We start from the raw sequence: 22,500 nt of genomic DNA on the forward strand, positions 1-22,500 counted from the left end.
AACACAAGGGTGCCGGCTGGTTTATTACATTCTTAAAGCCTTTTTCTTTCAGTTGCCGTTTGCAAAGGAACCAGCAACTAAATAAAACAAATACCCATAAATTGACGTAACTCATTCCCCTCTAACTTTAGAGAATTACACCGTTTCACTACCCTCTACCCCATCAACACTCTCTTCAAACTTATCAAGCAATGCACGCACTTCATCCGTTGATTTCGTGCTCATCAATTGATTTCTTAATTCAGCAGCTCCAGGGAATCCTTTAACATAAATTTTGAAAAAGCGATGAAGCCCTGTGATTGAGCGTGGTAGTACTTCTGCATATTGATCTTGAAGATCAAGCTGCAGTCTTAAAAGATCAAGGTGTTCTTTGCTGCTATGCTCTCTCGGCTCTTTTTCAAAAGCAAACGGATTTTTAAAGATACCTCGCCCGATCATCACGCCATCAATCCCGTATTTTTCAGCAAGTTCCATTCCAGTTTGACGGTCAGGAATGTCTCCATTGATTGTTAGTAGCGTATTTGGTGCGATGCGGTCACGTAATTTTTTAATTTCCGGAATTAGTTCCCAGTGCGCATCTACTTGGCTCATTTCTTCTCTTGTACGTAAGTGGATAGAAAGGTTTGCAATATCTTGTTTGAAAATATGTGTTAACCAATCTTCCCACTCGCTTAACTCTTTAAAGCCAAGTCGTGTTTTTACGCTGACAGGTAGTCCGCCTGCTTTTGCTGCTTGAATAAGTTCTGCCGCAACGTCTGGACGTAGAATAAGGCCACTACCTTTTCCTCTTGATGCTACATTCGGTACAGGGCATCCCATATTAATATCGATACCTTTAAACCCTAGCTCTGCCATGCCAATACTCATTTTACGGAAATATTCAGGATTATCCCCCCAAATATGTGCCACCATTGGCTGTTCATCTTCTGTAAAAATTAAACGGCCACGCACACTTTTCATACCCTCTGGATGACAATAGCTATCCGAGTTTGTAAACTCTGTGAAAAATACATCCGGTCGACCGGCTTCACTTACTACATGACGAAAAACAACATCTGTCACATCTTCCATTGGTGCAAGTACAAAAAATGGTCGTGGTAAATCACGCCAAAAATTATCTATCATTTCAAATTCAAATCCTCTCACTATGAATACAACTTCAAACTCTCAATTTAAAAATATAAATCCAAATAACACCGGTACATTTGGGCATTTATCATTTGTGAAAATCAGCAATATTTATTTTAACTAAAATCGTTGCTGAATGGTATTTTTATAAAGTGAAACTTTAATCAGTGGGGGGTTTCTTCATCCCCCACTGATTATTAGTTGAACCAATCGGGCTTTTACGGGCAGTTGATCCCCCACCTAACTTCTTTGCTTTCGCTGAATTTTGAGGTAGGGGTCTTACTGCCCGCAAATAGCGGGATAAACCAAAAAGCAGATGGTATAGATTTTTTCTATATCAACTGCTTTTCTATTATACCAACTTAAGCCAAGCCACACACTCCACATGAGTAGTATGCGGGAACATATCAACAGGTTGTACTTCCTGCGTTTTATATCCGCCTTCTTCTAGTACTTTTAAGTCACGTGCTAATGTTGCTGGGTTACATGATACGTATACGACGCGTTTTGGCTTCATGTCGATGATTGTGTTTAGTAATGCTTCGTCACAGCCTTTACGCGGTGGGTCAACGACCATTGTGTCGGCAATTACGCCTTCTTTGTACCATTTTGGAATGACTACTTCTGCTTCTCCTACACCGAATTCAGCGTTTGTCATGTTGTTTAGTGCTGCGTTTCTGTTTGCATCTTCAATTGCTTCTGGAACAATTTCAACACCGTATACTTTTTTCGCTTTTTGCGCTAGGAATAAGGAGATTGATCCGATTCCGCAATATGCGTCGATTACTGTTTCGTTACCATCTAATTTTGCGTATTCTAACGTTTTATCGTATAGCACTTTCGTTTGTTCTGGGTTTACTTGATAGAATGAACGTGCTGAAATCGCAAATTTAATGTCACCGATAAAGTCATAAATATATTCTGATCCATACAATACTGTTGTTGTATCTCCGAAGATAACGTTTGTACGTTTCGTATTTACGTTTTGAACGATTGATTTTACTTCTGGGAATTTCGCTGCAATTTCTTCAATGATTGCTTTTTTATTTGGTAATTCCGCTGTACGTGTAATGAAGACAAGCATAATTTCCCCTGTTACTTGTCCGTAACGAGCCATTACGTGGCGAAGCGTTCCTTTGTTACGCTCTTCGTTGTACGCCGAGATACCGTGCTTTTCACAAATACGTTTTACTTCTTGAATAAGTGTATCGTTTTCTTCTGCCTGAATTAAGCATGATTCCATATTAATGATGTCATGCGTTCCTTGACGATAGAAACCAGCTACAAGTCCACCTTCACGTTCTCCAATCGGTACTTGTGCTTTATTACGATATACCCATGGGTTCTTCATGCCAAGTACAGGATGAACAGGAACATCGCTTAATCCACCGATGCGCTGCATAACGTCACGTACTTGTTTTTCTTTCGCTTTTAACTGTCCTTCATATGTTAAGTGCTGAAGCTGACAACCGCCGCACTGGTTGTATACTGGGCATTCTGCATCTTTACGATATGGGCTCTCCGTATGAAGCTTCATTAAACGACCGAATGCAAAGTTTTTCTTCACTTTAATAATTTTAATTTGTGCCTCTTCACCTGGTAATCCGTTTTTAACGAAAATAGGATATCCTTTCACTTTCGCAACACCGGCACCATCATGTGTTAAATCTTCAAACACTACATCTATAAACTCGTTTTTTTCAACTGGTGGCGTCATTTTTGTACTCATTTTCCGACCTCTCTTTTTCATAACACTGCGTTACATTTTATCATACTTATATGGTCTATTTCTATTGGAAGAAAAAAAGCTATTGACGATAGTTCTCTAGTAATGTTACGCTACTACTAATTTAATACGGACGATGTTACCTCATATATACTTGATAATATGGATCGAGAGTTTCTACCCGGCAACCTTAAATTGCTGGACTATGGGGAAAACTAATAAATATTAGCCTATGTATAAAAAGACTCATATTGATTAGCTTTCTCTCATAGATGAAAGTGAATCCATATGGGTCTTTTTTTATTTTTATTTTTCAAAAAGGTCAGACATCTTACGTATGACATAAAACCTCTTCATTTTATTTTTAGTAATATAACGAGCGTTTTATGTACAAACTTTATACGAACTTCTGAAAGGGGCAACTACATGCAATATGTAATGAGCATTATCGGCATTCTTGTCGTTTTAGGTTTATGTTTTGCTTTGTCAAACAACAAAAGTAAAATCAACTTCCGTGCAATTGCTATTATGATTGGTTTTCAAATTTTAATCGGTTGGTTTATGTTTGGCACAAAGATTGGTCAACAAATCATTATTTTCATTGGTAAAGTTTTCAACAAACTAATTAAACTTGGTACGACAGGTGTCGATTTTCTCTTTAATGGAATTCAAAGAGATTTTGTCTTTTTCTTAAACGTATTATTAATTATCGTATTTTTCTCAGCACTACTTTCTATCTTTAGTTATTTAGGTGTTTTACCATTCATCGTTCGCATTGTCGGCGGTGCAATTTCAAAAATTACTGGTTTACCACGCGTTGAATCATTCCACGCAGTAAACTCTGTATTCTTCGGTTCAAGTGAAGCGTTAATCGTTATTAAAAACGATTTACAGCATTTTAATAAAAACCGTATGTTTATCATTTGTTGTTCTGCGATGAGCTCGGTTTCTGCTTCTGTTACAGCATCATACGTAATGATGTTAGATGCGAAATATGTACTAGCAGCTCTTCCGCTAAACTTGTTCTCAAGCTTAATCGTTTGTTCGTTATTAACACCAGTTGATACGAAAAAAGAAGATGAAGTAATTCAAAAATTTGATAGAACTCTATTCGGAGACAGCTTTATCGGTGCAATGATTAACGGTGCGCTCGACGGTTTAAAAGTAGCTGGTATCGTTGCCGCATTAATGATCGCCTTTATCGGTGTTATGGAAGTTGTAAACTACGTAATCAGCGCAGCTTCAGGTGCAATGGGACATGCTGTTACGTTACAACAAATCTTCGGTTATATACTTGCTCCATTCGCATTCTTAATGGGTATCCCAACTCACGATATTATCCCAGCTGGTGGTATTATGGGTACGAAGATTGTCTTAAATGAATTCGTAGCAATCCTTGATTTAAAAGGTGCTGCTGCAACATTATCTCCACGTACAGTTGGAATCGTTACCGTATTCTTAATTAGCTTCGCAAGTATTAGCCAAATTGGTGCAATCGTTGGTACAATCCGTGCCCTTTCTGAAAAGCAAGGAAGCGTCGTATCTCAGTTTGGTTGGAAAATGCTATTTGCATCAACACTTGCTTCTATTTTATCTGCGACAATCGCTGGATTGTTTATTTAATAAAAAATCACCTTCGCTTAAACAGCAAGGTGATTTTTTCAATTTCTTTAAGAAACTGAGTGGAATTCTACTACTTCTTCTGTGTTTATAATTTTCTCTTTATATATACCTTTTATCGTTATGTATATAATAGATTTATTCGTATTAACTAATTTACCCAATGAAAATCGATAAATTAGACCATCCTTTTTTAAGACCCATTGCTTTCCATTCCAAGGGTTAATTAACTTTTGTCCATCTGATGCCTGTATCTCACCGTCATATTCACATTCCCCAAAAGCCGTCTTAATTACATTCTTCTCCGTATCAATACTTATGTCTTTAACTAATTTCAATTTTTCATCAGAACGAATCTGAATTTCATGACCTTTTTTCTTAAAAAAGCTCTTCCCATCACTTGTGTTTACATACTTCGCCTTATTCATCTCATCTATCATAAAATCATATTCTTCTTTTGTAATCCCAAAGTTTTCATGATAAGGTAAATTTCCGTTTGGCATCATTTCTTCTACATATTTAAAATACCAATCTAAATTATTCGCAAGACTATTACGTGTTTTATTAGTAATCCTCTCTAATTTTTCTTTTACCTCATGAGGCAACTCTAATGTCATAATATCCGCCGTTACTTCCGCGTTCATAAGATGCGACGGAATATACTCCTCCATACTATTCGCTTTACTCACTTCACTTTGGCACCCTACTATGAATAGCATTATGAAAAGAATATATACTAATTTTCTATACTTCATTTCTGTTCCCCACTCCGTGCATCATTCTTACTTAAATTTATAGTGGCTTTTATTATAGTCTAAAATCCAGATATTTTAATAAAAACTACCACTATATGCAAAATTGCATATTAATAAACCTTTCTCTTACTTTAAAATTAGCTTAAAACATTTACCAAAATATACAAATTACAAATATCAAATGTTATAATTTGTAAAAACATATTGGAGGACTTTATGAAAATTCACGCCCTTTTCGATTTTTTACATTTACTAGTCTTGAGCATGAAAAGTTATTATGTATGGGGAATGCCTATCTATGTCTTCATTATTCCTCTTATTTTTGTAGTCGGTTATATTATTATCAATTCTAATAAGAAGCGAAAGAATACATCTATTCAAAGTCACTAATCTATCGCTCTAATAGCTCCTCCTAAAAATCATATTCCCCTCATTTTCTTCAAATGATATGATGAACAAGGGTATATCCCCACCACTCTTATAGCGGTGGGGATTTTAATGTAAGCATGCAACATACTACACAATAGAAGGTGATTTTATGAGAAAATACGCAGCAATTGCTTTATGTACATCTGCCATTCTAACGGGCTGTAACACGAATAATGCTAGCCAAGAACCTACAAAAGAGAAAAAAGTACAAGAAGTAAAAAAACAAGAAGAGACTGTACAAACACAAGGTAAAATTTCTTATAATCCAATTACGCACGAATCTACAAACACAAATATTCATATTACAGATATAAAAGATGCTTTAACCGAAGTACAATATAAAATTTGGCGTACTGCTGATGGAAAAGAAAATACTAAATCTTTTTCTTCTAAAGAAAAGGATCAGCAATTTACACTTCCCTTTGATATAAAAGAATTCGAAGGAAAACGCGGTGAATATCAAATTGAAGCAATAGGGATAAAAGAAGATGGGAAAACTATTCCACTTACAAAATCTACTATAACTTTCGAGCAAAAGGTTCCTGTTCTTATGTATCATGCAATTGATGATTACCACGGGCAAGGCATTAAAGACTTATTCGTATCTCCAGCTAACTTTGAAGCACAAATGAAGTATTTAAAAGAAAACGGTTATACATTATTAACATTTGAACGCTGGGGCGATATAAATAAAGTAAACAAGCCGATTTTCGTTACATTTGATGACGGTATGAAAAATAATATGAATGCATTTCGCATTTTACAAAAGCTAAAAGACGATACATTTAAACCAGCGGCAACAGAATATATGATTGTTGATAACGTTGATGTAGAAGGCGCTCTTTCTACATCTGAAATAAAAGAAATGGTTGATTCCGGCATTTTCTCTGTACAATCTCACACAGCAACACACGCAGACTTGCCGAAAATTACAAACTATGAAGAAGAGTTAAAAGGATCAAAAGAAAAGCTAGAGAAAATAACAGGTAAGCCTGTTATCGCAATTGCTTATCCATTCGGTCATGTAGACGATAAAGTTGTCGCGGAAACAAAAAAATACTATCAATTTGCAACGACAACGAAGCCTGGACAATTCATTACAAAAGGTGAGCCTGATGAGTTGTTAAAAATGAAGCGCGTTCGTATACACCATACAACTACAGTTGAACAATTCGCTTCTTCAATTAAGTAAACGTGAGAGCTCAATACATTTTGAGCTCTCTTTTTACGTTATATTTATATATATTTTTTGAATTTTCTTGTATTATATATAGTAAGAAATCTTTCAAACTAAAGGAGATTATACATATGTCATTTGAACAAACGTTAGAGAAATATGCTGCCCTTGCAGTTAATGTTGGTGTTAATATTCAGCCAGGACAAACTTTATCAATTAGTGCACCTTTAGAAGCTGTACAATTTGTACGCCTCGTTACAGAAAAAGCATATAAATCTGGTGCAAAACACGTATATGTTGATTGGAATGATGAGACGTTAACACGCTTAAAGTTCGATCTAGCTCCTGAAGAAGCTTTCTCTGAATTCCCTTCTTGGAAAGCACATGCTCGTGAAGAATTAGCAAAAGAAGGTGCTGCATTTATGTCTATTTATGCAGAAAACCCTGATTTATTAAAAGGCGTAGAACCAACGCGCATTGCAACAGCTCATAAAGTAGCTGGTGAAGCAATGAAAGTATATCGTGATTACGTACAAGCAGATAAAGTAAGCTGGTGTGTAATTTCTGTTCCTACGAAAGAATGGGCTGCGAAAGTATTCCCTGATGTAGCATCAGAAGAACAAGAGGCAAAACTATGGGATGCTATCTTTAAAGCTACTCGTGCTGATTTAGAGAATCCTGTGGAAGCATGGAAAGAGCATGACGAAACGCTACATACAAAAGTAGATTACTTAAACGAAAAACATTATAAAGCTCTTCACTATACAGGTCCTGGAACAGATTTAACGATCGAACTTCCAGAGAAACATGTATGGGCTGGTGCTGGTAGCTTAAATGAAAAGAACGTACCATTTATGGCTAACATTCCAACTGAAGAGGTATTTACAATGCCACTTAAAACAGGTGTAAACGGTCAAGTGTCTAGCACAAAACCGTTAGCGTTTGCAGGTAACATTATCGATAACTTTACGTTAACATTTGAAAATGGACGTATCGTAGACTATAAAGCTGAAGCTGGCGAGGAAGCTTTAAAACATTTAGTAGAAACAGATGAAGGTTCTCACTTCTTAGGAGAAGTAGCTTTAGTACCTCATGATTCACCAATTTCAAACACAAATATTTTATTCTACAATACGCTATTTGACGAAAATGCATCTTGCCACCTTGCAATCGGAAATGCTTATGCATTTAACTTAGTAGGCGGGAAAACAATGTCTAAAGAGGAACTTGCTGAAAATGGTGCAAATGCTAGTATTACACACGAAGACTTCATGATTGGCTCAGCTGAGCTTGATATCGACGGTATTACAGCTGATGGAAGACATGAGCCAATCTTCCGTAAAGGTAACTGGGCGTTTTAAGTTGACCATTATAAAAAACACATTGGATTACCCAATGTGTTTTTTATTTGTTCGGCTTCAATTCAAATTTTATCGTTCTATTCTCATGCGTAAACTCAGGCCTATACGTAGCGATATATGTATTTTCTTTCGCTACATCAAATAGCATCACATCTTGAATTTTTTCATCCGGTGCTATCTTTTTACTAGTGAAACTATCATATTTATATTCTTTAAATTTTGTACCTTTCTTATCTGTAAGCTCAAATTCGTAAAATGCAAAAGGTATTTCCTTTTTACTATTATTTTTCACTGTGAAAACAATCCCTAAAATATCATCTTTCTTTTTATCTATAGTGTAATCTGGATATCCTAATTGAACTGAATCGAGAGTTACTTGCAAACCATCTACATCTACTGTCTCACCTATTTTATAAATTTTTTCTTGAACGTTCTCTTGTTTACTTTCATTACTATTTTTAGTGTCCGCACAAGCACTTAAACTAAAAGCTATACCACAAATTAAAACAATTTGACTCACCTTTTTTAACATACTCTTTCCTCCACATAAGACAACATTTCATATGTATCATAACAAAACCCTCGGCTTCCCCTTGTCATATTTTGTCATATAAAATATTAAACAAAAGAAAAAGGCCATCTTTTACAAAAGATAGCCTTTCATGATGCCGATGACACTTTAAGTCCAATTACTCCTAAAACAATAAAGAGAATACAAAACGCTTGGAATAAGCTAATATGCTCTTTAAAGAAGTACACACTAATAATTGTAATAAGGAGCGTTCCTACACCAGACCAAATTGCATAAGCAATGCTTAAATGAATCTTTTTAACAACGATGGCAAACACGCTGAAACAAATACCATAGAATACGAAAATAAGTACACTTGGAACGAGCTTTGTTAAGCCGTTCGATAATTTCATCGCAATTGTTCCAGCTACTTCAAAAATAATTGTTACAAGTAATAATAGCCAATATACCATACTAGAATCTCCTTCTCTGTTACCTTATCGAGATTCTAGTATACTACTTATAGTCCTAATGAAATATATTTAATTTCTAAATATTCTTCGATACCGAAATGGCCTCCTTCACGGCCGATACCACTTTCTTTAAAGCCACCAAATGGCGCTTGTGCAACTGATGGAAGGCCATCATTTAAACCGATAATACCATACTCTAACGCCTCGCTAATTTGGAATGCTTGGCTAATGTCTTTTGTGAAAATATACGCAGCTAAACCGTATGGTGTATTATTCGCTCGCTCGATTACTTCTTCAACTGTTTTAAATTTCGCAACCGGTGCAACTGGTCCGAATGTTTCTTCATTCATGCAAAGCATTGTATCATTCGCCAATCCAATTACAGTTGGTTGAATGAAATATCCATCTAATTCTGTAATTTTGTGGCCACCATATAAAACTTCGCCACCTTTTTGAATTGCATCTTCAATATGTTCTTGCACTTTTGAAATTGCATTTGCATCAATAAGTGGTCCTACAGTTGTTCCTTCGCCGAATCCGTCTCCAACTTTAAGCTGACCTACAGCTTTTTGGAACTTTCCTGCAAATTCTTCGTACACTCCTTCTTGGACAAATACTCGGTTCGTACATATACACGTCTGTCCTGCGTTACGGAATTTCGAACCAATTACCGCTTCTACAGCCTTATCTAAATCAGCATCATTCATAACAATAAACGGCGCGTGACCACCTAACTCAAGCGAAACCTTTTTCATTGTTTGCGCAGCACTAGCCATTAATTCTTTCCCAATTTCAGTTGATCCTGTAAAGGAAACTTTTCGAACGCGATCATCTTCCATCCACGTATCTGCAATTGCTTTTGCACTACCTGTTACAATATTTATTACACCTTTTGGAATTTCTGCTTCATGTGCTAATTCAGCTAACTTCAATGCAGTTAATGGTGTTTGACTCGCTGGTTTCACAACCGCTGTACAGCCCGCTGCAAGCGCTGGAGCTACCTTTCTCGTGATCATAGCAGCTGGGAAGTTCCACGGTGTAATAGCCGCCATTACTCCAACTGGTTGTTTCATTACTAGAATGCGTTTATCCGGATGAGAAGCTGGAATCATTTCACCGTATATTCTCTTTCCTTCTTCTGCATACCACTCAACAAAACTATTTGCATAATTCACTTCACCAAGTGCTTCCGCAAATGGTTTCCCTTGTTCTCTCGTCATAATCGCTGCAATCTCTTCTTTATTTTCATCAATAAGTGTAAACCACTTTTTTAACTTTGCAGCACGATCTGCTGCTGTTAATTTTGACCATGATTTAAAGGCTTCCTGTGCAGCGTCAACTGCTTGCTTTGCCTCTGTTACTCCGCCTCTAGGTACAGTTGCAAATACTTCTTGTGTTGCTGGATTGTTAATTTCAATTTGTTCTTGTAACGTAATCCACTCGCCATTTATATACATCGCCTTTTTATCTAAGTTTACGAACGTCGCTTTTTTATCCAATGTTTTCTTCCTCCTCTATGAACTTCTTAATCTTCCTAGTAGCAGCAGATTGACTTATTTGCAAAAACTCAGCCACTTTATAACTTGATCCATACGTTTTATACGCTTTAAGAATAATATTTCTCTCTACCTCTTCCAGCATTCTATAAAGACTTTGCCCAGATTGTTCAACTGTCGCCTCTTGCATAGATAGTGGCAAATCTTCTACCGTTACAAAATCATCTGCAGTGATAACAATTCTTTCAATTACATTCTCTATTTCCCTATTGTTTCCTTCCCATGGATATCCGACAAACATTTGTAACGTACTAGGAGCTAGCTTCACGTCACGTCCGTACTTTTTATTAAAATGATGTAAATAATGATAGACTAGCGGCAATATATCTTCTGTCCGCTCACGAAGTGGAGGAATTGAAATTGGTATTACATTTAGGCGGTAATACAAGTCCTTCCTAAATGTCCCCTCCTTTACCATTTCGCTTAAGTCCCTATTCGTGGCCGCGACTATACGAACATCTACTTTTTTTAAATCTCTTCCTCCTACCGGCCGAAATGTTTTCTCCTGTAATACTTGTAGAAGTTTTGACTGAATTTCAAGCGGCATTTCACCAATTTCATCTAAGAAAAGAGTTCCTTTATGTGCCGATTCTAAAAGCCCCTTTTTCCCTTCACGATTTGCACCTGTAAAAGATCCACCCGAATATCCAAAAAGCTCAGATTCAATTAAATTCGTCGGCAATGCCGCACAATTAATTTCATAAAAGCTTTCATTTTTCCGGTGACTCACCTCATGCAAATGGCGTACTAACCGGCTTTTCCCTACTCCAGTCTCACCTAGTACGAGAACCGTACTATCTACCACAGAAACTTTTTTGATTGTTTCGACTATTTTTTGCATAGCGATACTTTTAAAAATAAGCCCTTCATGTTCATACGTTTCTCTTAATTCTTTTTTATATGTCTTTAACTGATTATCCATTTCCTCTACCTTCTTACGTAATTGGTAGAGTTCAGTAAGATCTCGGGAATAACTAATAACTCGTCTTAAATTACCTTGTTCATCAAATACTGGCCTTGTACGAACATGTAAATATTCTCCTGATTTCGTTGTTTGAACGAGTTCTACAGGCCGTTTCTTTTCAATTACTTCTAACGTTGCAGATGGATAAAAAATCCCTTCTTTTTGTAGTTCTTGTACATGCTTTCCTACTAATTCCTTAGCAGAGAGCTGGTAATGTCTTTCACACATGCTATTTACGCGTACAACGATTCCCTTGTCATCCGTAACAAAAATTTCGTCAAATGCATATTCAAATACATCTTGTAAATCCATCAACACTCGTTCCTTTTCTGCAACCATCCTAGCCACTCCCTACCTCATATCCATCGATTCACTTTACTACCTTTATTATAAAGTGAATTTTCTGCATTTTATATAGAGTAAGCTAGAATGTTTTCAATTTGTTATTTATACAAATCTATTTATATTTTTCAGCACATAATTCGCTGCCTTGAAAAATACAGAATACGATTGCAACCATACCTTCACTTTGTTTTAGCTTGGTATGGGGCAGAAAAGGAGCTGACTGATTCTATACATGGTCAGACGCCCCCTTCTGCCTAAAAAGAAAAACTGTATACCCTTTTTTAAGTTATCTCTATTCTTTAAACACGAGCGATATTTGCTTGCTCATAACAAGCTTGCAATGATTCTTCAATTATTGTTAAACCTTCCTCAAGTTGCTCATCTGTAATCACTAGTGGCATTAACACACGGATAACATTTCCATATGTTCCTGCTGATAACAGAAGAAGCCCGCGTTTATTTGCTTCTGCACATAAATTAGACGTCAATGCTTTATCTGGTGCCTTCGTCTTTCGATCTTGAACAAGTTCAAATGCACACATCGCTCCTAAACCTCGTACATTACCGATGCAATTATATTTATTTTTCATCTCTTCAAATCGATTCATTACTACTTTTCCAAGTTCTAGAGCTCTATCATTTAATTTTTCCTTTTCTATTACATCAAGAACAGCTAACGCCGCGGCGCAACCTAATGGACTTCCAGCGTATGTTCCTCCTAATTCTCCCGGCGCAGACTCATTCATAATTTCTTTACACCCAATTACACCACTAATTGGTACGCCGGCGCCTAATGATTTAGATACCGTAATTAAATCTGGAACGACATCATAATGATCAATGGCAAAATATTTTCCTGTACGACTAAAACCAGTTTGAATTTCATCCGCTACAAATAAGATGCCGTGTTCTGAACAAATGCGGCGAACTTCTTGAACAAACTTCTTACTTGGAACGATAAATCCACCTTCTCCTTGAACTGGCTCCATTACGACAGCTGCGATTGATTCTGGTGCTACTTCTGATATAAAGAAATTCTTAAACTCTTCAATGATAAAATCATCATACTGCTCTTCTGTTAATCCTTCTGGACGGCGGTATTCATATGGGAATGGCGCTTTATATACTTCTGGAGCAAATGGGCCAAATCCAAATTTATATGGTTTTACTTTACTTGTCATCGTCATTGTCATTAATGTACGGCCGTGAAACCCTTTAGAAAATGCGATAATACCAGGTCGTTTCGTATATTTACGAGCGATTTTTACCGCATTTTCGACCGCTTCGGCACCACTGTTTAAAAACAATACTTGTTTATCAAAGCTCCCTGGTGCTAATGCTGCAAGCTTCTCCGCCAATTCAATATACGGCTCATACATCATTACATTGAAACCAGTGTGAATATATTGATCTACTTGTTTATGAAGCGCTTCTTTAACAGCAGGATGACAATGCCCTACATTAATTGTCCCAATTGCTCCCGCGAAATCAATGAACTGATTTCCATCCACATCTGTTACAAGTGCGCCATTTGCAGACTGTACAAATGTTGGAATTCCATTACTTACCCCTTTTGGCACTATATTTTGGCGGCGTTCTAATAAAGATGCTGCTTTCGGCCCTGGAATTTGTTCATTCACTTTAGCAAATTTTTTTGTGTTCATTGCGTACCCCATCCTTTTCTATACAATGTTTTCTCTTTTTATTGCAAGATGTGTGCCAACTCACCCTATCTAGTGTTCATCCCATTCTCTTAATATCTTTGCATAAAAAATAAGTCTATAAAGACTCGGTAAGAGTCTTTATAGACTTATTTTTTTATACGTTAGACTTTCCTTGTTCCCAAATAAACTCACCTGAATGAGAAATTAAATCCTCAACAGATTGTAATATTAAATCTGCAAGTGGTTCTAACGTTTGACGATCACCCGTACCAGATAGTACTCCAATTGCGTAGCAATCGCCACCATTTTTCGCTAAATATAGATCCGTCGGCGTATCCCCAACGACCGCTACTTCACATGTTTCTAAATTAAACCTCTCGCAAAACGATTCTATAATTCTTTTATCTGGCTTCTGTGCTGGAAACGTATCTGAAGCTATAACACAATCAAAAAAAGCTTCCAATTGATACTGCTTTAAGAATAATTCTGTCGGTGCGAAATCATCAGCGGTAACAACACCTAGAATAAATCCTCTATCCCTTAACGCTTGTAAAACTTTCGGTAAATCTGCCGTCATTCTCATATGTGAACGATGCTCGTACATAAGAGCAAACAATTTTTCACTTACCCATTGATGCATCTCTTCTTCTTTAGATGATGCAATATACTTACAAAGCCCCTTTGCCACATCAAGACTCGTTCCAGCAGCAAGCGCACTACGTGGGTTAACAAATGCTCCCTCTACACCAATCTCTTTTAATAAAATTGGTTGCATTGATTCTGGTAATTGATATACATTTATACATTCAGAAACAAGCTCTTCAGCTACCTTTATCCAAATCGAATGAAAATCCATTAATGTCCCATCTTTATCAAATAGTATTGCTTTTACCTTCTCCATAGCACCCTACCTCTCGTTTCTTCTCTCCTCCAGTGTATCAATAAAGTATGGATATAAAATAAATGAATTGTAAAAATACCATAAAAATCAAACTAACTTCCAATTTACAATTCATCTGTATAAGGTGAAACTTTAATCGGCGGGAGTTTTATCCCCCCCACTATTAGCTCGCAAATAGCGGGATAAAAATGAAAAAGGATGCCTTTACAGGGCATCCTCTTGATGTTCTGGAACGAATAATTCAAGACAATGATACATATTTTCAAATTCCATCGGTGCGTCTCCGCCATATTCACCATCTAAGTTAATCATTAATTTATCAGGTGAATGGACTTTAATTCGGTTCGCTTGTGTATATAACACTTTCGGATTATTAATATGTTCACCGCGTTGTGCTTGTGTTGCTGCTTTAATTAAATCAGCGATAGAACCTTTTTTCAGCACTAATAAATCAAATAATCCATCATTAATAGATGCATATGGTGCTACTTTTTCGAATCCACCAACTGAACGAGTATTTGTAATTAAAAACATCGTAATTTCTTCTTGTAGTAACTTCCCATCATACTCGATTTCAACATATGTTGGATGTAATGATGGTAACATTTCGATTCCTTTTAAATAATAAGCAAGTTGACCTAATACTGTCTTTAGCTTGCTTGGTACTTCATATGTTAATTCTGTAATACGGCCGCCACCAGCAATATTAATGAAATATGTATCATTTGCTCTACCAAGATCTAAAGGAACTGTTTTCCCTTCACAAATAATATCCGCCGCCTCTTCAATAGCACGCGGCACACCGATTGCACGTGCGAAGTCATTTGTCGTCCCAACTGGAATAATTCCAAACTTCGGACGATGCTCATGTCCTACTAAACCATTTACTACTTCATTTAACGTACCATCACCACCGGCCGCAATGACAACATCAAACTTACGATCCGCAGCTTGCCTCGCCGCCACAGTTGCGTCTCCAGGACCAGTTGTCGCATGACAAGATGCTTCATATCCAGCTTGTTCTAATTTTTGTAATACTTCCGGTAAGCTCTTCTTAAATAGCTCACGTCCAGAAGTAGGATTATAAATAATTCTTGCTCGCTTCATCATTTATTAGCACAGGAAATTCCTTATTCATAAAAAAAAGAATACACCGAACCCTTATTCAGTATCCCTATGCCTACCTCCTCTCATCTTCCTATCCTTCTTTTATCCCGCTCAAACAGGCAGTAAGAACCCGATTCGTGTAGCCCATCAAAAGTAACTATTCACTCATGATGGTTTTGCTTTATTTGACCAAAAAATTTATGTCTATCCACTCTCTCACATCAATTTACATATAACGAATAATAATTATCTATTATTTCATGAGATGAAAAAACTCTCTATGTCTAGATTTATCATTATTCCCACCTTTTTGCAACTATCATACCATAGTTGCTATACAAACATTTTTTCACTTTTGACAGTTAATCAAACGTTTATTTAAATTATTTTTTCCCATTTAAACAAACGTTTGATTAACTCAGAAAAAACACCCAAATACGGGTGTTTTTTTCTGTTTAATCTTTAAGCATCTATACTATTTTAGCGCTTATTAATTTCTTCAAGTAAGATTTTGTTAACAAGCGGTGGATTTGCTTGTCCTTTTGTAGCTTTCATAATTTGACCAACTAAGAAGCCAATTGCACGGTCTTTACCGTTTTTAAAGTCTTCGATAGATTGCTCATTATTATCAAGAATTTCTGTTACAACCTTACGAAGTGTTCCTTCGTCAGAAATTTGAACAAGACCTTTTGCTTTAACGATTTCTTCTGGGTCTCCACCTTTTTCAATTAATTCATTAAATACTTTCTTCGCGATTTTAGAAGAAATTGTACCTTTTTCAATTAATTGAACCATTTTAGATAAACCAGCAGGCGTTAATGCAACGTCTTTTAATTCTTTTTGTTGTTTGTTTAAGTATGCAAGCACTTCACCCATTAGCCAGTTTGATGTTAATTTTGCATCAGCACCGTCTGCAACTGTTGCTTCAAAGAAATCAGACATCTCTTTCGTTAACGTTAATACGTGTGCATCATAAGCTGGTAAGCCAAGTTCTGCAACATAGCGAGCTTTACGTGCATCTGGAAGTTCTGGAATAGAAGCACGAACTTCTTCTTTCCACTCATCGTCGATGTAAAGTTCAACTAAGTCTGGCTCTGGGAAGTAACGGTAATCGTCAGATCCTTCTTTCACACGCATTAAGATTGTTTTCTTCGTTGCTTCATCATAACGACGTGTTTCTTGTTGGATGATACCACCAGATAATAATTCTTTTTCTTGGCGCACTTGCTCATGCTCAAGACCTTTTTGCACGTAAGTGAAAGAGTTTAAGTTTTTCAGTTCTGCTTTTGTACCGAACTTCTCTTGTCCAACTGGACGAAGTGAAATATTCGCATCACAACGAAGAGAACCTTCTTCCATCTTACAATCAGATACACCTGTATATTGAATGATTGATTTTAACTTCTCTAAGTATGCGTATGCTTCTTCTGGAGTACGCATATCTGGCTCTGATACGATCTCGATTAAAGGCATACCTTGACGGTTGTAGTCTACTAATGAACCTTCACTTGTATGCGTTGATTTACCAGCATCTTCTTCTAAATGAAGACGTGTAATACCGATACGTTTCTTTTTACCGTCTACTTCGATTTCAATCCAACCATTTTCTCCAATTGGCTTATCAAATTGAGAGATTTGGTACGCTTTCGGATTATCTGGGTAGAAATAGTTTTTACGGTCGAACTTCGTTTCCGTTGCGATTTCACAGTTTAATGCCATTGCAGCTTTCATTGCAAAGTTAACTGCTTCTTTATTTAAAGTAGGAAGTACCCCTGGGTATCCTAAGTCAATTACACTTGTTTGTGTATTTGGCTCCGCTCCGAATTCTGTTGGACTCGCAGAGAAAATTTTCGAATTTGTTTTTAACTCAACGTGAACCTCTAAACCAATAATTGTTTCTAAATTCATCTATGCTCGCCTCCTTACAGACTTGCTTTTTTTGTATGATAGTCTGTTGCTTGCTCAAACGCATGTGCAACGCGGTAAATTGTCGCTTCATCGAAGTGTTTACCAATGATTTGTAGACCAAGTGGCATGTTGTTAGCACCGAATCCACATGGAACAGAAATCGCTGGAACACCCGCTAAGTTTACTGGGATTGTTAAAATGTCATTTGCATACATTGTCATTGGATCGTCCACTTTTTCGCCCACTTTAAATGCTGGAGTTGGCGTTGTTGGTCCAATAATAACATCGTAGTTAGCAAATACATTTTCAAAGTCGTTTTTAATTAATGTACGTACTTGTTGTGCTTTTTTGTAATATGCATCATAGTAACCAGAGCTAAGAGCAAATGTACCAAGCATAATACGACGTTTTACTTCATCACCGAAACCTTCGCTACGCGTGTTTTTGTAAAGATCTAATAAATTACTTACATTATCAGAACGAACACCGTAACGTACGCCATCGAAGCGTGAAAGGTTAGCAGATGCTTCAGAAGAAGATAATAAGTAATATGTTGCTAGAGCGTATTTAGAGTGTGGAAGAGATACTTCTTCCCAAGTTGCGCCCATACCTTCTAATACTTTTAAAGCAGCTAGTACTGACTCACGAGCTTCTTCGCCAACACCTTCGCCTAAGTATTCTTTAGGTACAGCAATGCGTAAGCCTTTAACGTCGCCTGTTAAACCAGCTAAGTAGTTTCCAACTTCAACATTTGCAGAAGTTGCATCCATGCGGTCAATACCTGAAATAGCTTGTAATAAGTATGCATTGTCTTCTACTGTACGTGTAATCGGTCCGATTTGGTCAAGTGAAGATGCGAATGCTACTAATCCGTAACGAGATACGCGTCCGTAAGTTGGTTTTAAACCTACAACGCCGCAATATGCAGCTGGCTGACGGATAGAACCACCCGTATCAGAACCTAGAGAGAATAATACTTCTCCTGCCGCTACTGCCGCTGCAGAACCACCACTAGATCCGCCCGGAACATAGTCTAAGTTCCATGGGTTTTTTGTAGCATAGAAACCTGAGTTTTCATTTGAAGAACCCATTGCGAACTCGTCCATATTTAATTTACCGATTGTAATTGTGTCAGCAGTTTTTAACTTTTGCACAACTGTCGCATCATAAATTGGATCGAAGTTTGCTAATATTTTACTCGCACAAGTTGTACGAAGTCCGTTAGTTACAATGTTATCCTTTACACCGATAGGCATACCGAATAGTAAACCATTATCTTCAGCGCCAATCTTTGCATCTAATTCTTTCGCTTTCGCACGTGCATTTTCTTCATCTAATGTAAGAAAAGCTTTTACGTTATCTTCAACATCCGCAATACGTTTGTAAGATTCTTCTACTAAATCCGTAACGGAAATTTCTTTGTTGTTTAACTTCTTATGTAACTCTGATACAGAATGATCAAATAATGACATCGAAATTCCCCTCCTCTATTCTAATACTGCTGGAACACGGATTTGATTATCTTTGTGATCCGGTGCATTTTTTAATACTTCTTCTACTGGTAAACCTTTTTCTGGCACATCTTCACGCATAACATTTTTCATTGTTAATACATGAGTTGTTGGTTTTACATCTGTTGTATCTAATTCATTTAACTGTTCTGCAAATGTAACAATTGCATCTAGTTGTTTTTGAAATTTTTCTGCTTCTTGATCAGTAATTGCAAGACGTGCTAAATGTGCTACGTGCTTTACATTCTCAACGGAAATTCTTGACACGGCTAGGCCACCTCCATAATATATCGTTCAATCTACAATACTATTGATGATACCAAATTTTCAGTACTTCAAGCAAGTCAACACATGGCACTTACAGCATTTTTACACAAAAAAAGAAAGGCAAATGCCTTTCTTTACAATTTACTCTTTATCTAACGGTTTATTTTTGGGAAATCTTTCATTATCCTCTTCATTATCACGAATTGTTTTTTGCAATACAAAACAAGACATCGTTAAAAATAATGTCCCAAGTAAATAGTACCCTTTTACACTAAGCGTTTCATCTAATGTATATATACCTATTAACATTCCAGAAAGCGCGCAAACAAATGAAGTCCATGCTAAAAACGTGAACGCTTGCGTATTTCTTCTCCTCATCGTTCTCCCCCTCGTTAGCTGTACACCCATTATAGATAAATATATTTATCATTATGGATTTTTATGTAAATTATCTTTTTCTATTTATTAATCTATTACAAAAAATCTCTATTTTGAAGAATATTTTCTGACTAGAATGAAAAAACAATCAAAATGATTGACATTTATTTCAAATCAACATAATATAAAAACAAATATTACGAATCTCGAAATATACGGGAGTGGAAATAATTGTTGCAATATGAACATTTTTTAGACTTACTGCTAGATAACGCCAAGAAACTTTTCTATCCTGAAGAATGGGTAACCCTTGATCTAACGCTTTCTAAGACAGAAGTGTTTTGTTTACTTTGGATGGAGCGAAATGCAGATATTACAATGACAAAAATTGCTGATCTTCTTGATATACCTATGAGTACAACGACAGGCGTCGTAAATCGCCTTGTAAAAAAGGGATATATTGAACGTTATCGAGATGAAAAGGATCGACGCATTGTATTAATTCGTTTAACAGAAAACGGCATAATGCTCGTTCAAGAAGTAAAACAAAATGCCGCCCATTACTTTAGCCTAGTGACAGAAGCATTGTCAGAAGAAGAAAAAGCATTCTTACTACAAATATTCCAAAAGATCATGAATCACATTGCTACGTCACAGCAAAAAACAGAAGAAAAAGTTTCTACACCTAAAATGAAAAACATTCCGATTGAATAAAACCCTAGCCGGGTTTTTATTCAATCATTTACTTCGAAACTCGTAATATTCGACATTCGAAACAAAGGGGATATAATGATGAGAATTATTTTGTATACAGGTAAAGGCGGCGTAGGAAAAACTAGCATTTCAGCAGCAACAGCACTTCAAAGTGCAAAAAAAGGGTTAAGAACATTAGTAATGAGCACAGATCCTGCTCATAGTTTAGGAGATTCACTTGGTATAAAACTATCTTCTGAACCATTAGAAATTCGAGAAAATTTATGGGCACAAGAAATTAATACTATTTATGAAATGGAAAGAGGTTGGGGCAAATTACAGAAATACATTACACTACTCTTCACTTCCAAAGCAGCTGACGATATTACAACAGAAGAATTAACAATGTTTCCTGGTATGGAAGATTTAATTAGCTTACTTCGAGTACTCGATTACTATAAACAAAACACATATGACGTCATCATTATTGATTGCGCACCAACAGGAGAAACTTTAGCAATGCTTAGTTTTCCAGATATGCTCGGCTGGTGGATGGAAAAACTATTTCCTATTAAAAGAAAGGTTTTAAAAGTTGTTCGTCCTGTAGCACAACCACTCCTTGGCGTCCCTCTCCCAACAGATGATATTATGGACGAATTAACGAATACGCTTGAACAACTTGGAGAAATGAGAGATATTTTATCAAACCGAGAAGTAACAAGTATTCGCGTTGTTGTAAATCCTGAAAAAATGGTTATTAAAGAAGCTCAGCGCAGTTTTACGTATTTAAATTTATACGATTATAACGTAGATGCCATTATGATTAACCGCGTCATCCCCAACACTGTCACCGATCCTTATTTTCAGGCATGGAAAGATACACAAAAGAAATATAAAACATTAATTCAAAATAGCTTTCAACCACTTCCTATTTATGAAGCTCCGATGTTTGAGCAAGAAGTTGTTGGGCTGTCTATGTTAGAACGTGTCGGAGATGCTTTATTTAAAACTGATCCTTGTCCTACTGAAGTGAAATTCAACGGTCGCACGCAATATGTAAAAAAAGATGGTGATGAATATATTTTCGTTCTGTCCATTCCCTTCTCAAACAAAAGTGAACTTTCATTAAATCAAAAAGGTGATGAACTTATTATTCGAGCCGGTTCTGTGAAGCGAAATATCACATTACCAAAAACATTAACGCACCTTTCTATTCAAGGAGCTAAGTTTGAAGATGATGTACTAAACATTCGGTTTGGAGGTGTAGTACATGCATGATGAACTTTTACGGAGAATAATTCGTACAAAACTAAAAGTTGGTATGCGTATATTAGAAGAGCTACCAAATCCGATTCAGCAATCAGCTAAGCAAGCACTAAACATTTTACAGGAGGAGCTCTCTTCTTATACGGAAGAACAACCACATCCTGAAGGTAATTTAAAAAGTATCATCATTGAATAACCCTATCCGTATAGAAGGCCTGCTTTTTATAGGCTTTCTATACCTTTATTGGAGCTGATGTAAGTTGATAAAAACATCTTCAACAAGATATTTCGCCACTAATACAATCTGGCTAATCCCCTTTTTATTTTTCATTCATAACCTTGAAGAGGCTTTTCAAATGCCACAATACCTTGCTAATCAATTTTCGATCCACTTTATAACTAACAAACAATTTTTCATTGCAATTTCCATATTAACAACATTGGTCTTACTCATAGTCATTCTATATCAATTAGGCATCATATCTTCTATGTACTGGATTATTTTTATACAGGGCTGTATCTTCTTTAACGCCGTTCAACATGTTATTTTATTTGTTATTTATCGTTCTTATAACCCAGGAGTAATATCAGCATCCATCATTATCCTATTTTCTCTTTTCTTATTTTCATCAAAGAAACTATTAATCCATAAAAGGAATTTAGCAATTACACTCATTTTCAGTTTACTTTCTTACCCAATTATAATTTGGATTACCTTACTATTCGCTAGCTGCTTTCAACAATAAAAAAAGACCAAGAA

21 protein-coding genes and 1 riboswitch are annotated in these 22,500 nt (G+C 36.3%); of the genes, 7 read left to right on the plus strand and 14 right to left on the minus strand.

The window, feature by feature from the left end; all coding sequences use genetic code 11:
• Positions 1 to 135: 135 nt before the first annotated feature.
• Positions 136 to 1,125, minus strand: coding sequence for a tRNA dihydrouridine synthase (locus VK90_RS23230; protein WP_048375549.1), 990 nt, complete (start codon positions 1,123 to 1,125; stop codon positions 136 to 138).
• 355 nt (positions 1,126 to 1,480) lie between these two features.
• Positions 1,481 to 2,857 (minus strand): 23S rRNA (uracil(1939)-C(5))-methyltransferase RlmD, encoded by a 1,377-nt coding sequence (gene rlmD, locus VK90_RS23235; protein WP_048375551.1) that lies wholly within the window; start codon positions 2,855 to 2,857, stop codon positions 1,481 to 1,483.
• Positions 2,858 to 2,978: 121 nt separating this feature from the next.
• A riboswitch (purine riboswitch) is annotated at positions 2,979 to 3,080 on the plus strand.
• A 200-nt stretch (positions 3,081 to 3,280) separates the two neighbouring features.
• Between rlmD and VK90_RS23240 the strand changes: the two genes are divergently transcribed.
• Entirely contained in the window at positions 3,281 to 4,477 is a 1,197-nt protein-coding gene (locus tag VK90_RS23240; protein WP_048375552.1) for a NupC/NupG family nucleoside CNT transporter, read from the plus strand.
• Positions 4,478 to 4,524: 47 nt separating this feature from the next.
• Here VK90_RS23240 and VK90_RS23245 read toward each other — a convergent pair whose 3' ends face one another.
• Positions 4,525 to 5,229, minus strand: coding sequence for a hypothetical protein (locus VK90_RS23245; protein WP_048375554.1), 705 nt, complete (start codon positions 5,227 to 5,229; stop codon positions 4,525 to 4,527).
• A gap of 538 nt (positions 5,230 to 5,767) precedes the next feature.
• Between VK90_RS23245 and VK90_RS23250 the strand changes: the two genes are divergently transcribed.
• On the plus strand, positions 5,768 to 6,850 hold the full coding sequence (locus VK90_RS23250; protein ID WP_048375556.1) for a polysaccharide deacetylase family protein: 1,083 nt from the start codon (positions 5,768 to 5,770) through the stop codon (positions 6,848 to 6,850).
• A gap of 116 nt (positions 6,851 to 6,966) precedes the next feature.
• Positions 6,967 to 8,196 carry an aminopeptidase gene (locus tag VK90_RS23255; RefSeq protein ID WP_048375558.1) on the plus strand — a complete coding sequence of 410 codons (1,230 nt, stop codon included), beginning with the start codon at positions 6,967 to 6,969 and terminating at the stop codon, positions 8,194 to 8,196.
• Between the two features lie 43 nt (positions 8,197 to 8,239).
• On the opposite strand, the gene VK90_RS23260 is transcribed toward VK90_RS23255, so the two are convergent.
• The 11 genes from VK90_RS23260 to VK90_RS23310 all read right to left on the minus strand — a co-directional run bounded on the left by VK90_RS23260 (position 8,240) and on the right by VK90_RS23310 (position 19,781).
• On the minus strand, positions 8,240 to 8,728 hold the full coding sequence (locus VK90_RS23260) for a DUF4352 domain-containing protein (protein ID WP_048375560.1): 489 nt from the start codon (positions 8,726 to 8,728) through the stop codon (positions 8,240 to 8,242).
• Between the two features lie 128 nt (positions 8,729 to 8,856).
• The gene (locus VK90_RS23265; protein ID WP_000263262.1) at positions 8,857 to 9,180 is read right to left on the minus strand and encodes a DMT family transporter; all 324 of its coding nucleotides are present in this window, start codon (positions 9,178 to 9,180) and stop codon (positions 8,857 to 8,859) included.
• A 47-nt stretch (positions 9,181 to 9,227) separates the two neighbouring features.
• A complete protein-coding gene (gene gabD, locus VK90_RS23270) occupies positions 9,228 to 10,679 on the minus strand; it encodes an NADP-dependent succinate-semialdehyde dehydrogenase (RefSeq protein WP_048375561.1) in 1,452 nt (483 codons plus the stop codon).
• Complete coding sequence (locus VK90_RS23275; RefSeq protein WP_025151286.1) at positions 10,672 to 12,039, minus strand: sigma-54 interaction domain-containing protein; 1,368 nt, start codon at positions 12,037 to 12,039, stop codon at positions 10,672 to 10,674. The genes gabD and VK90_RS23275 overlap by 8 nt, the downstream gene beginning before the upstream one ends.
• A gap of 305 nt (positions 12,040 to 12,344) precedes the next feature.
• Complete coding sequence (gabT, locus tag VK90_RS23280) at positions 12,345 to 13,709, minus strand: 4-aminobutyrate--2-oxoglutarate transaminase (RefSeq protein ID WP_048375563.1); 1,365 nt, start codon at positions 13,707 to 13,709, stop codon at positions 12,345 to 12,347.
• Between the two features lie 154 nt (positions 13,710 to 13,863).
• The gene (locus VK90_RS23285; RefSeq protein ID WP_048375565.1) at positions 13,864 to 14,610 is read right to left on the minus strand and encodes an HAD family hydrolase; all 747 of its coding nucleotides are present in this window, start codon (positions 14,608 to 14,610) and stop codon (positions 13,864 to 13,866) included.
• A gap of 204 nt (positions 14,611 to 14,814) precedes the next feature.
• Positions 14,815 to 15,720 carry a diacylglycerol kinase gene (locus VK90_RS23290; RefSeq protein ID WP_002174630.1) on the minus strand — a complete coding sequence of 302 codons (906 nt, stop codon included), beginning with the start codon at positions 15,718 to 15,720 and terminating at the stop codon, positions 14,815 to 14,817.
• A gap of 477 nt (positions 15,721 to 16,197) precedes the next feature.
• Positions 16,198 to 17,625 carry an Asp-tRNA(Asn)/Glu-tRNA(Gln) amidotransferase subunit GatB gene (gene gatB, locus VK90_RS23295; RefSeq protein WP_025150187.1) on the minus strand — a complete coding sequence of 476 codons (1,428 nt, stop codon included), beginning with the start codon at positions 17,623 to 17,625 and terminating at the stop codon, positions 16,198 to 16,200.
• A 14-nt stretch (positions 17,626 to 17,639) separates the two neighbouring features.
• A complete protein-coding gene (gene gatA, locus VK90_RS23300) occupies positions 17,640 to 19,097 on the minus strand; it encodes an Asp-tRNA(Asn)/Glu-tRNA(Gln) amidotransferase subunit GatA (protein ID WP_048375567.1) in 1,458 nt (485 codons plus the stop codon).
• 15 nt (positions 19,098 to 19,112) lie between these two features.
• Positions 19,113 to 19,403 (minus strand): Asp-tRNA(Asn)/Glu-tRNA(Gln) amidotransferase subunit GatC, encoded by a 291-nt coding sequence (gatC, locus tag VK90_RS23305; protein WP_000086999.1) that lies wholly within the window; start codon positions 19,401 to 19,403, stop codon positions 19,113 to 19,115.
• A 141-nt stretch (positions 19,404 to 19,544) separates the two neighbouring features.
• A complete protein-coding gene (locus VK90_RS23310) occupies positions 19,545 to 19,781 on the minus strand; it encodes a YiaA/YiaB family inner membrane protein (protein WP_001254396.1) in 237 nt (78 codons plus the stop codon).
• 231 nt (positions 19,782 to 20,012) lie between these two features.
• Here VK90_RS23310 and VK90_RS23315 point away from each other — a divergent pair, with 231 nt between their 5' ends.
• From VK90_RS23315 to VK90_RS29260, 4 genes are all read left to right on the plus strand, one after another.
• Positions 20,013 to 20,495 carry a MarR family winged helix-turn-helix transcriptional regulator gene (locus tag VK90_RS23315; protein WP_002174627.1) on the plus strand — a complete coding sequence of 161 codons (483 nt, stop codon included), beginning with the start codon at positions 20,013 to 20,015 and terminating at the stop codon, positions 20,493 to 20,495.
• Positions 20,496 to 20,570: 75 nt separating this feature from the next.
• Positions 20,571 to 21,752 (plus strand): ArsA family ATPase, encoded by a 1,182-nt coding sequence (locus tag VK90_RS23320; RefSeq protein WP_082148036.1) that lies wholly within the window; start codon positions 20,571 to 20,573, stop codon positions 21,750 to 21,752.
• Positions 21,745 to 21,936, plus strand: a complete 192-nt coding sequence (locus tag VK90_RS23325) for a DUF3926 domain-containing protein (RefSeq protein ID WP_048375572.1) — start codon at positions 21,745 to 21,747, stop codon at positions 21,934 to 21,936. Before VK90_RS23320 ends, VK90_RS23325 begins: the two co-directional genes overlap by 8 nt.
• Before the next feature lie 64 nt (positions 21,937 to 22,000).
• The gene (locus VK90_RS29260) at positions 22,001 to 22,486 is read left to right on the plus strand and encodes an HXXEE domain-containing protein (RefSeq protein WP_082148037.1); all 486 of its coding nucleotides are present in this window, start codon (positions 22,001 to 22,003) and stop codon (positions 22,484 to 22,486) included.
• Positions 22,487 to 22,500 lie beyond the last annotated feature (14 nt).

Source organism: Bacillus sp. LK2 (assembly GCF_001043575.1).
Classification (GTDB): Bacteria; Bacillota; Bacilli; order Bacillales; family Bacillaceae_G; genus Bacillus_A; species Bacillus_A paramycoides.

Coding starts and splice junctions, on each gene's coding strand:
- VK90_RS23260 (WP_048375560.1), bottom strand. CDS start 8,728: ATGTTAAAAAAGGTGAGTCAAATTGTTTTAATTTGTGGTATAGCTTTT.
- VK90_RS23230 (WP_048375549.1), bottom strand. CDS start 1,125: ATGATAGATAATTTTTGGCGTGATTTACCACGACCATTTTTTGTACTT.
- VK90_RS23275 (WP_025151286.1), bottom strand. CDS start 12,039: ATGGTTGCAGAAAAGGAACGAGTGTTGATGGATTTACAAGATGTATTT.
- VK90_RS23285 (WP_048375565.1), bottom strand. CDS start 14,610: ATGGAGAAGGTAAAAGCAATACTATTTGATAAAGATGGGACATTAATG.
- VK90_RS23320 (WP_082148036.1), top strand. CDS start 20,571: ATGATGAGAATTATTTTGTATACAGGTAAAGGCGGCGTAGGAAAAACT.
- gatB (WP_025150187.1), bottom strand. CDS start 17,625: ATGAATTTAGAAACAATTATTGGTTTAGAGGTTCACGTTGAGTTAAAA.
- rlmD (WP_048375551.1), bottom strand. CDS start 2,857: ATGAGTACAAAAATGACGCCACCAGTTGAAAAAAACGAGTTTATAGAT.
- VK90_RS23310 (WP_001254396.1), bottom strand. CDS start 19,781: ATGAGGAGAAGAAATACGCAAGCGTTCACGTTTTTAGCATGGACTTCA.
- VK90_RS23265 (WP_000263262.1), bottom strand. CDS start 9,180: ATGGTATATTGGCTATTATTACTTGTAACAATTATTTTTGAAGTAGCT.
- VK90_RS23250 (WP_048375556.1), top strand. CDS start 5,768: ATGAGAAAATACGCAGCAATTGCTTTATGTACATCTGCCATTCTAACG.
- gabT (WP_048375563.1), bottom strand. CDS start 13,709: ATGAACACAAAAAAATTTGCTAAAGTGAATGAACAAATTCCAGGGCCG.
- VK90_RS23240 (WP_048375552.1), top strand. CDS start 3,281: ATGCAATATGTAATGAGCATTATCGGCATTCTTGTCGTTTTAGGTTTA.
- gatA (WP_048375567.1), bottom strand. CDS start 19,097: ATGTCATTATTTGATCATTCTGTATCAGAGTTACATAAGAAGTTAAAC.
- VK90_RS23325 (WP_048375572.1), top strand. CDS start 21,745: ATGCATGATGAACTTTTACGGAGAATAATTCGTACAAAACTAAAAGTT.
- VK90_RS23290 (WP_002174630.1), bottom strand. CDS start 15,720: ATGATGAAGCGAGCAAGAATTATTTATAATCCTACTTCTGGACGTGAG.
- VK90_RS23255 (WP_048375558.1), top strand. CDS start 6,967: ATGTCATTTGAACAAACGTTAGAGAAATATGCTGCCCTTGCAGTTAAT.
- VK90_RS23245 (WP_048375554.1), bottom strand. CDS start 5,229: ATGAAGTATAGAAAATTAGTATATATTCTTTTCATAATGCTATTCATA.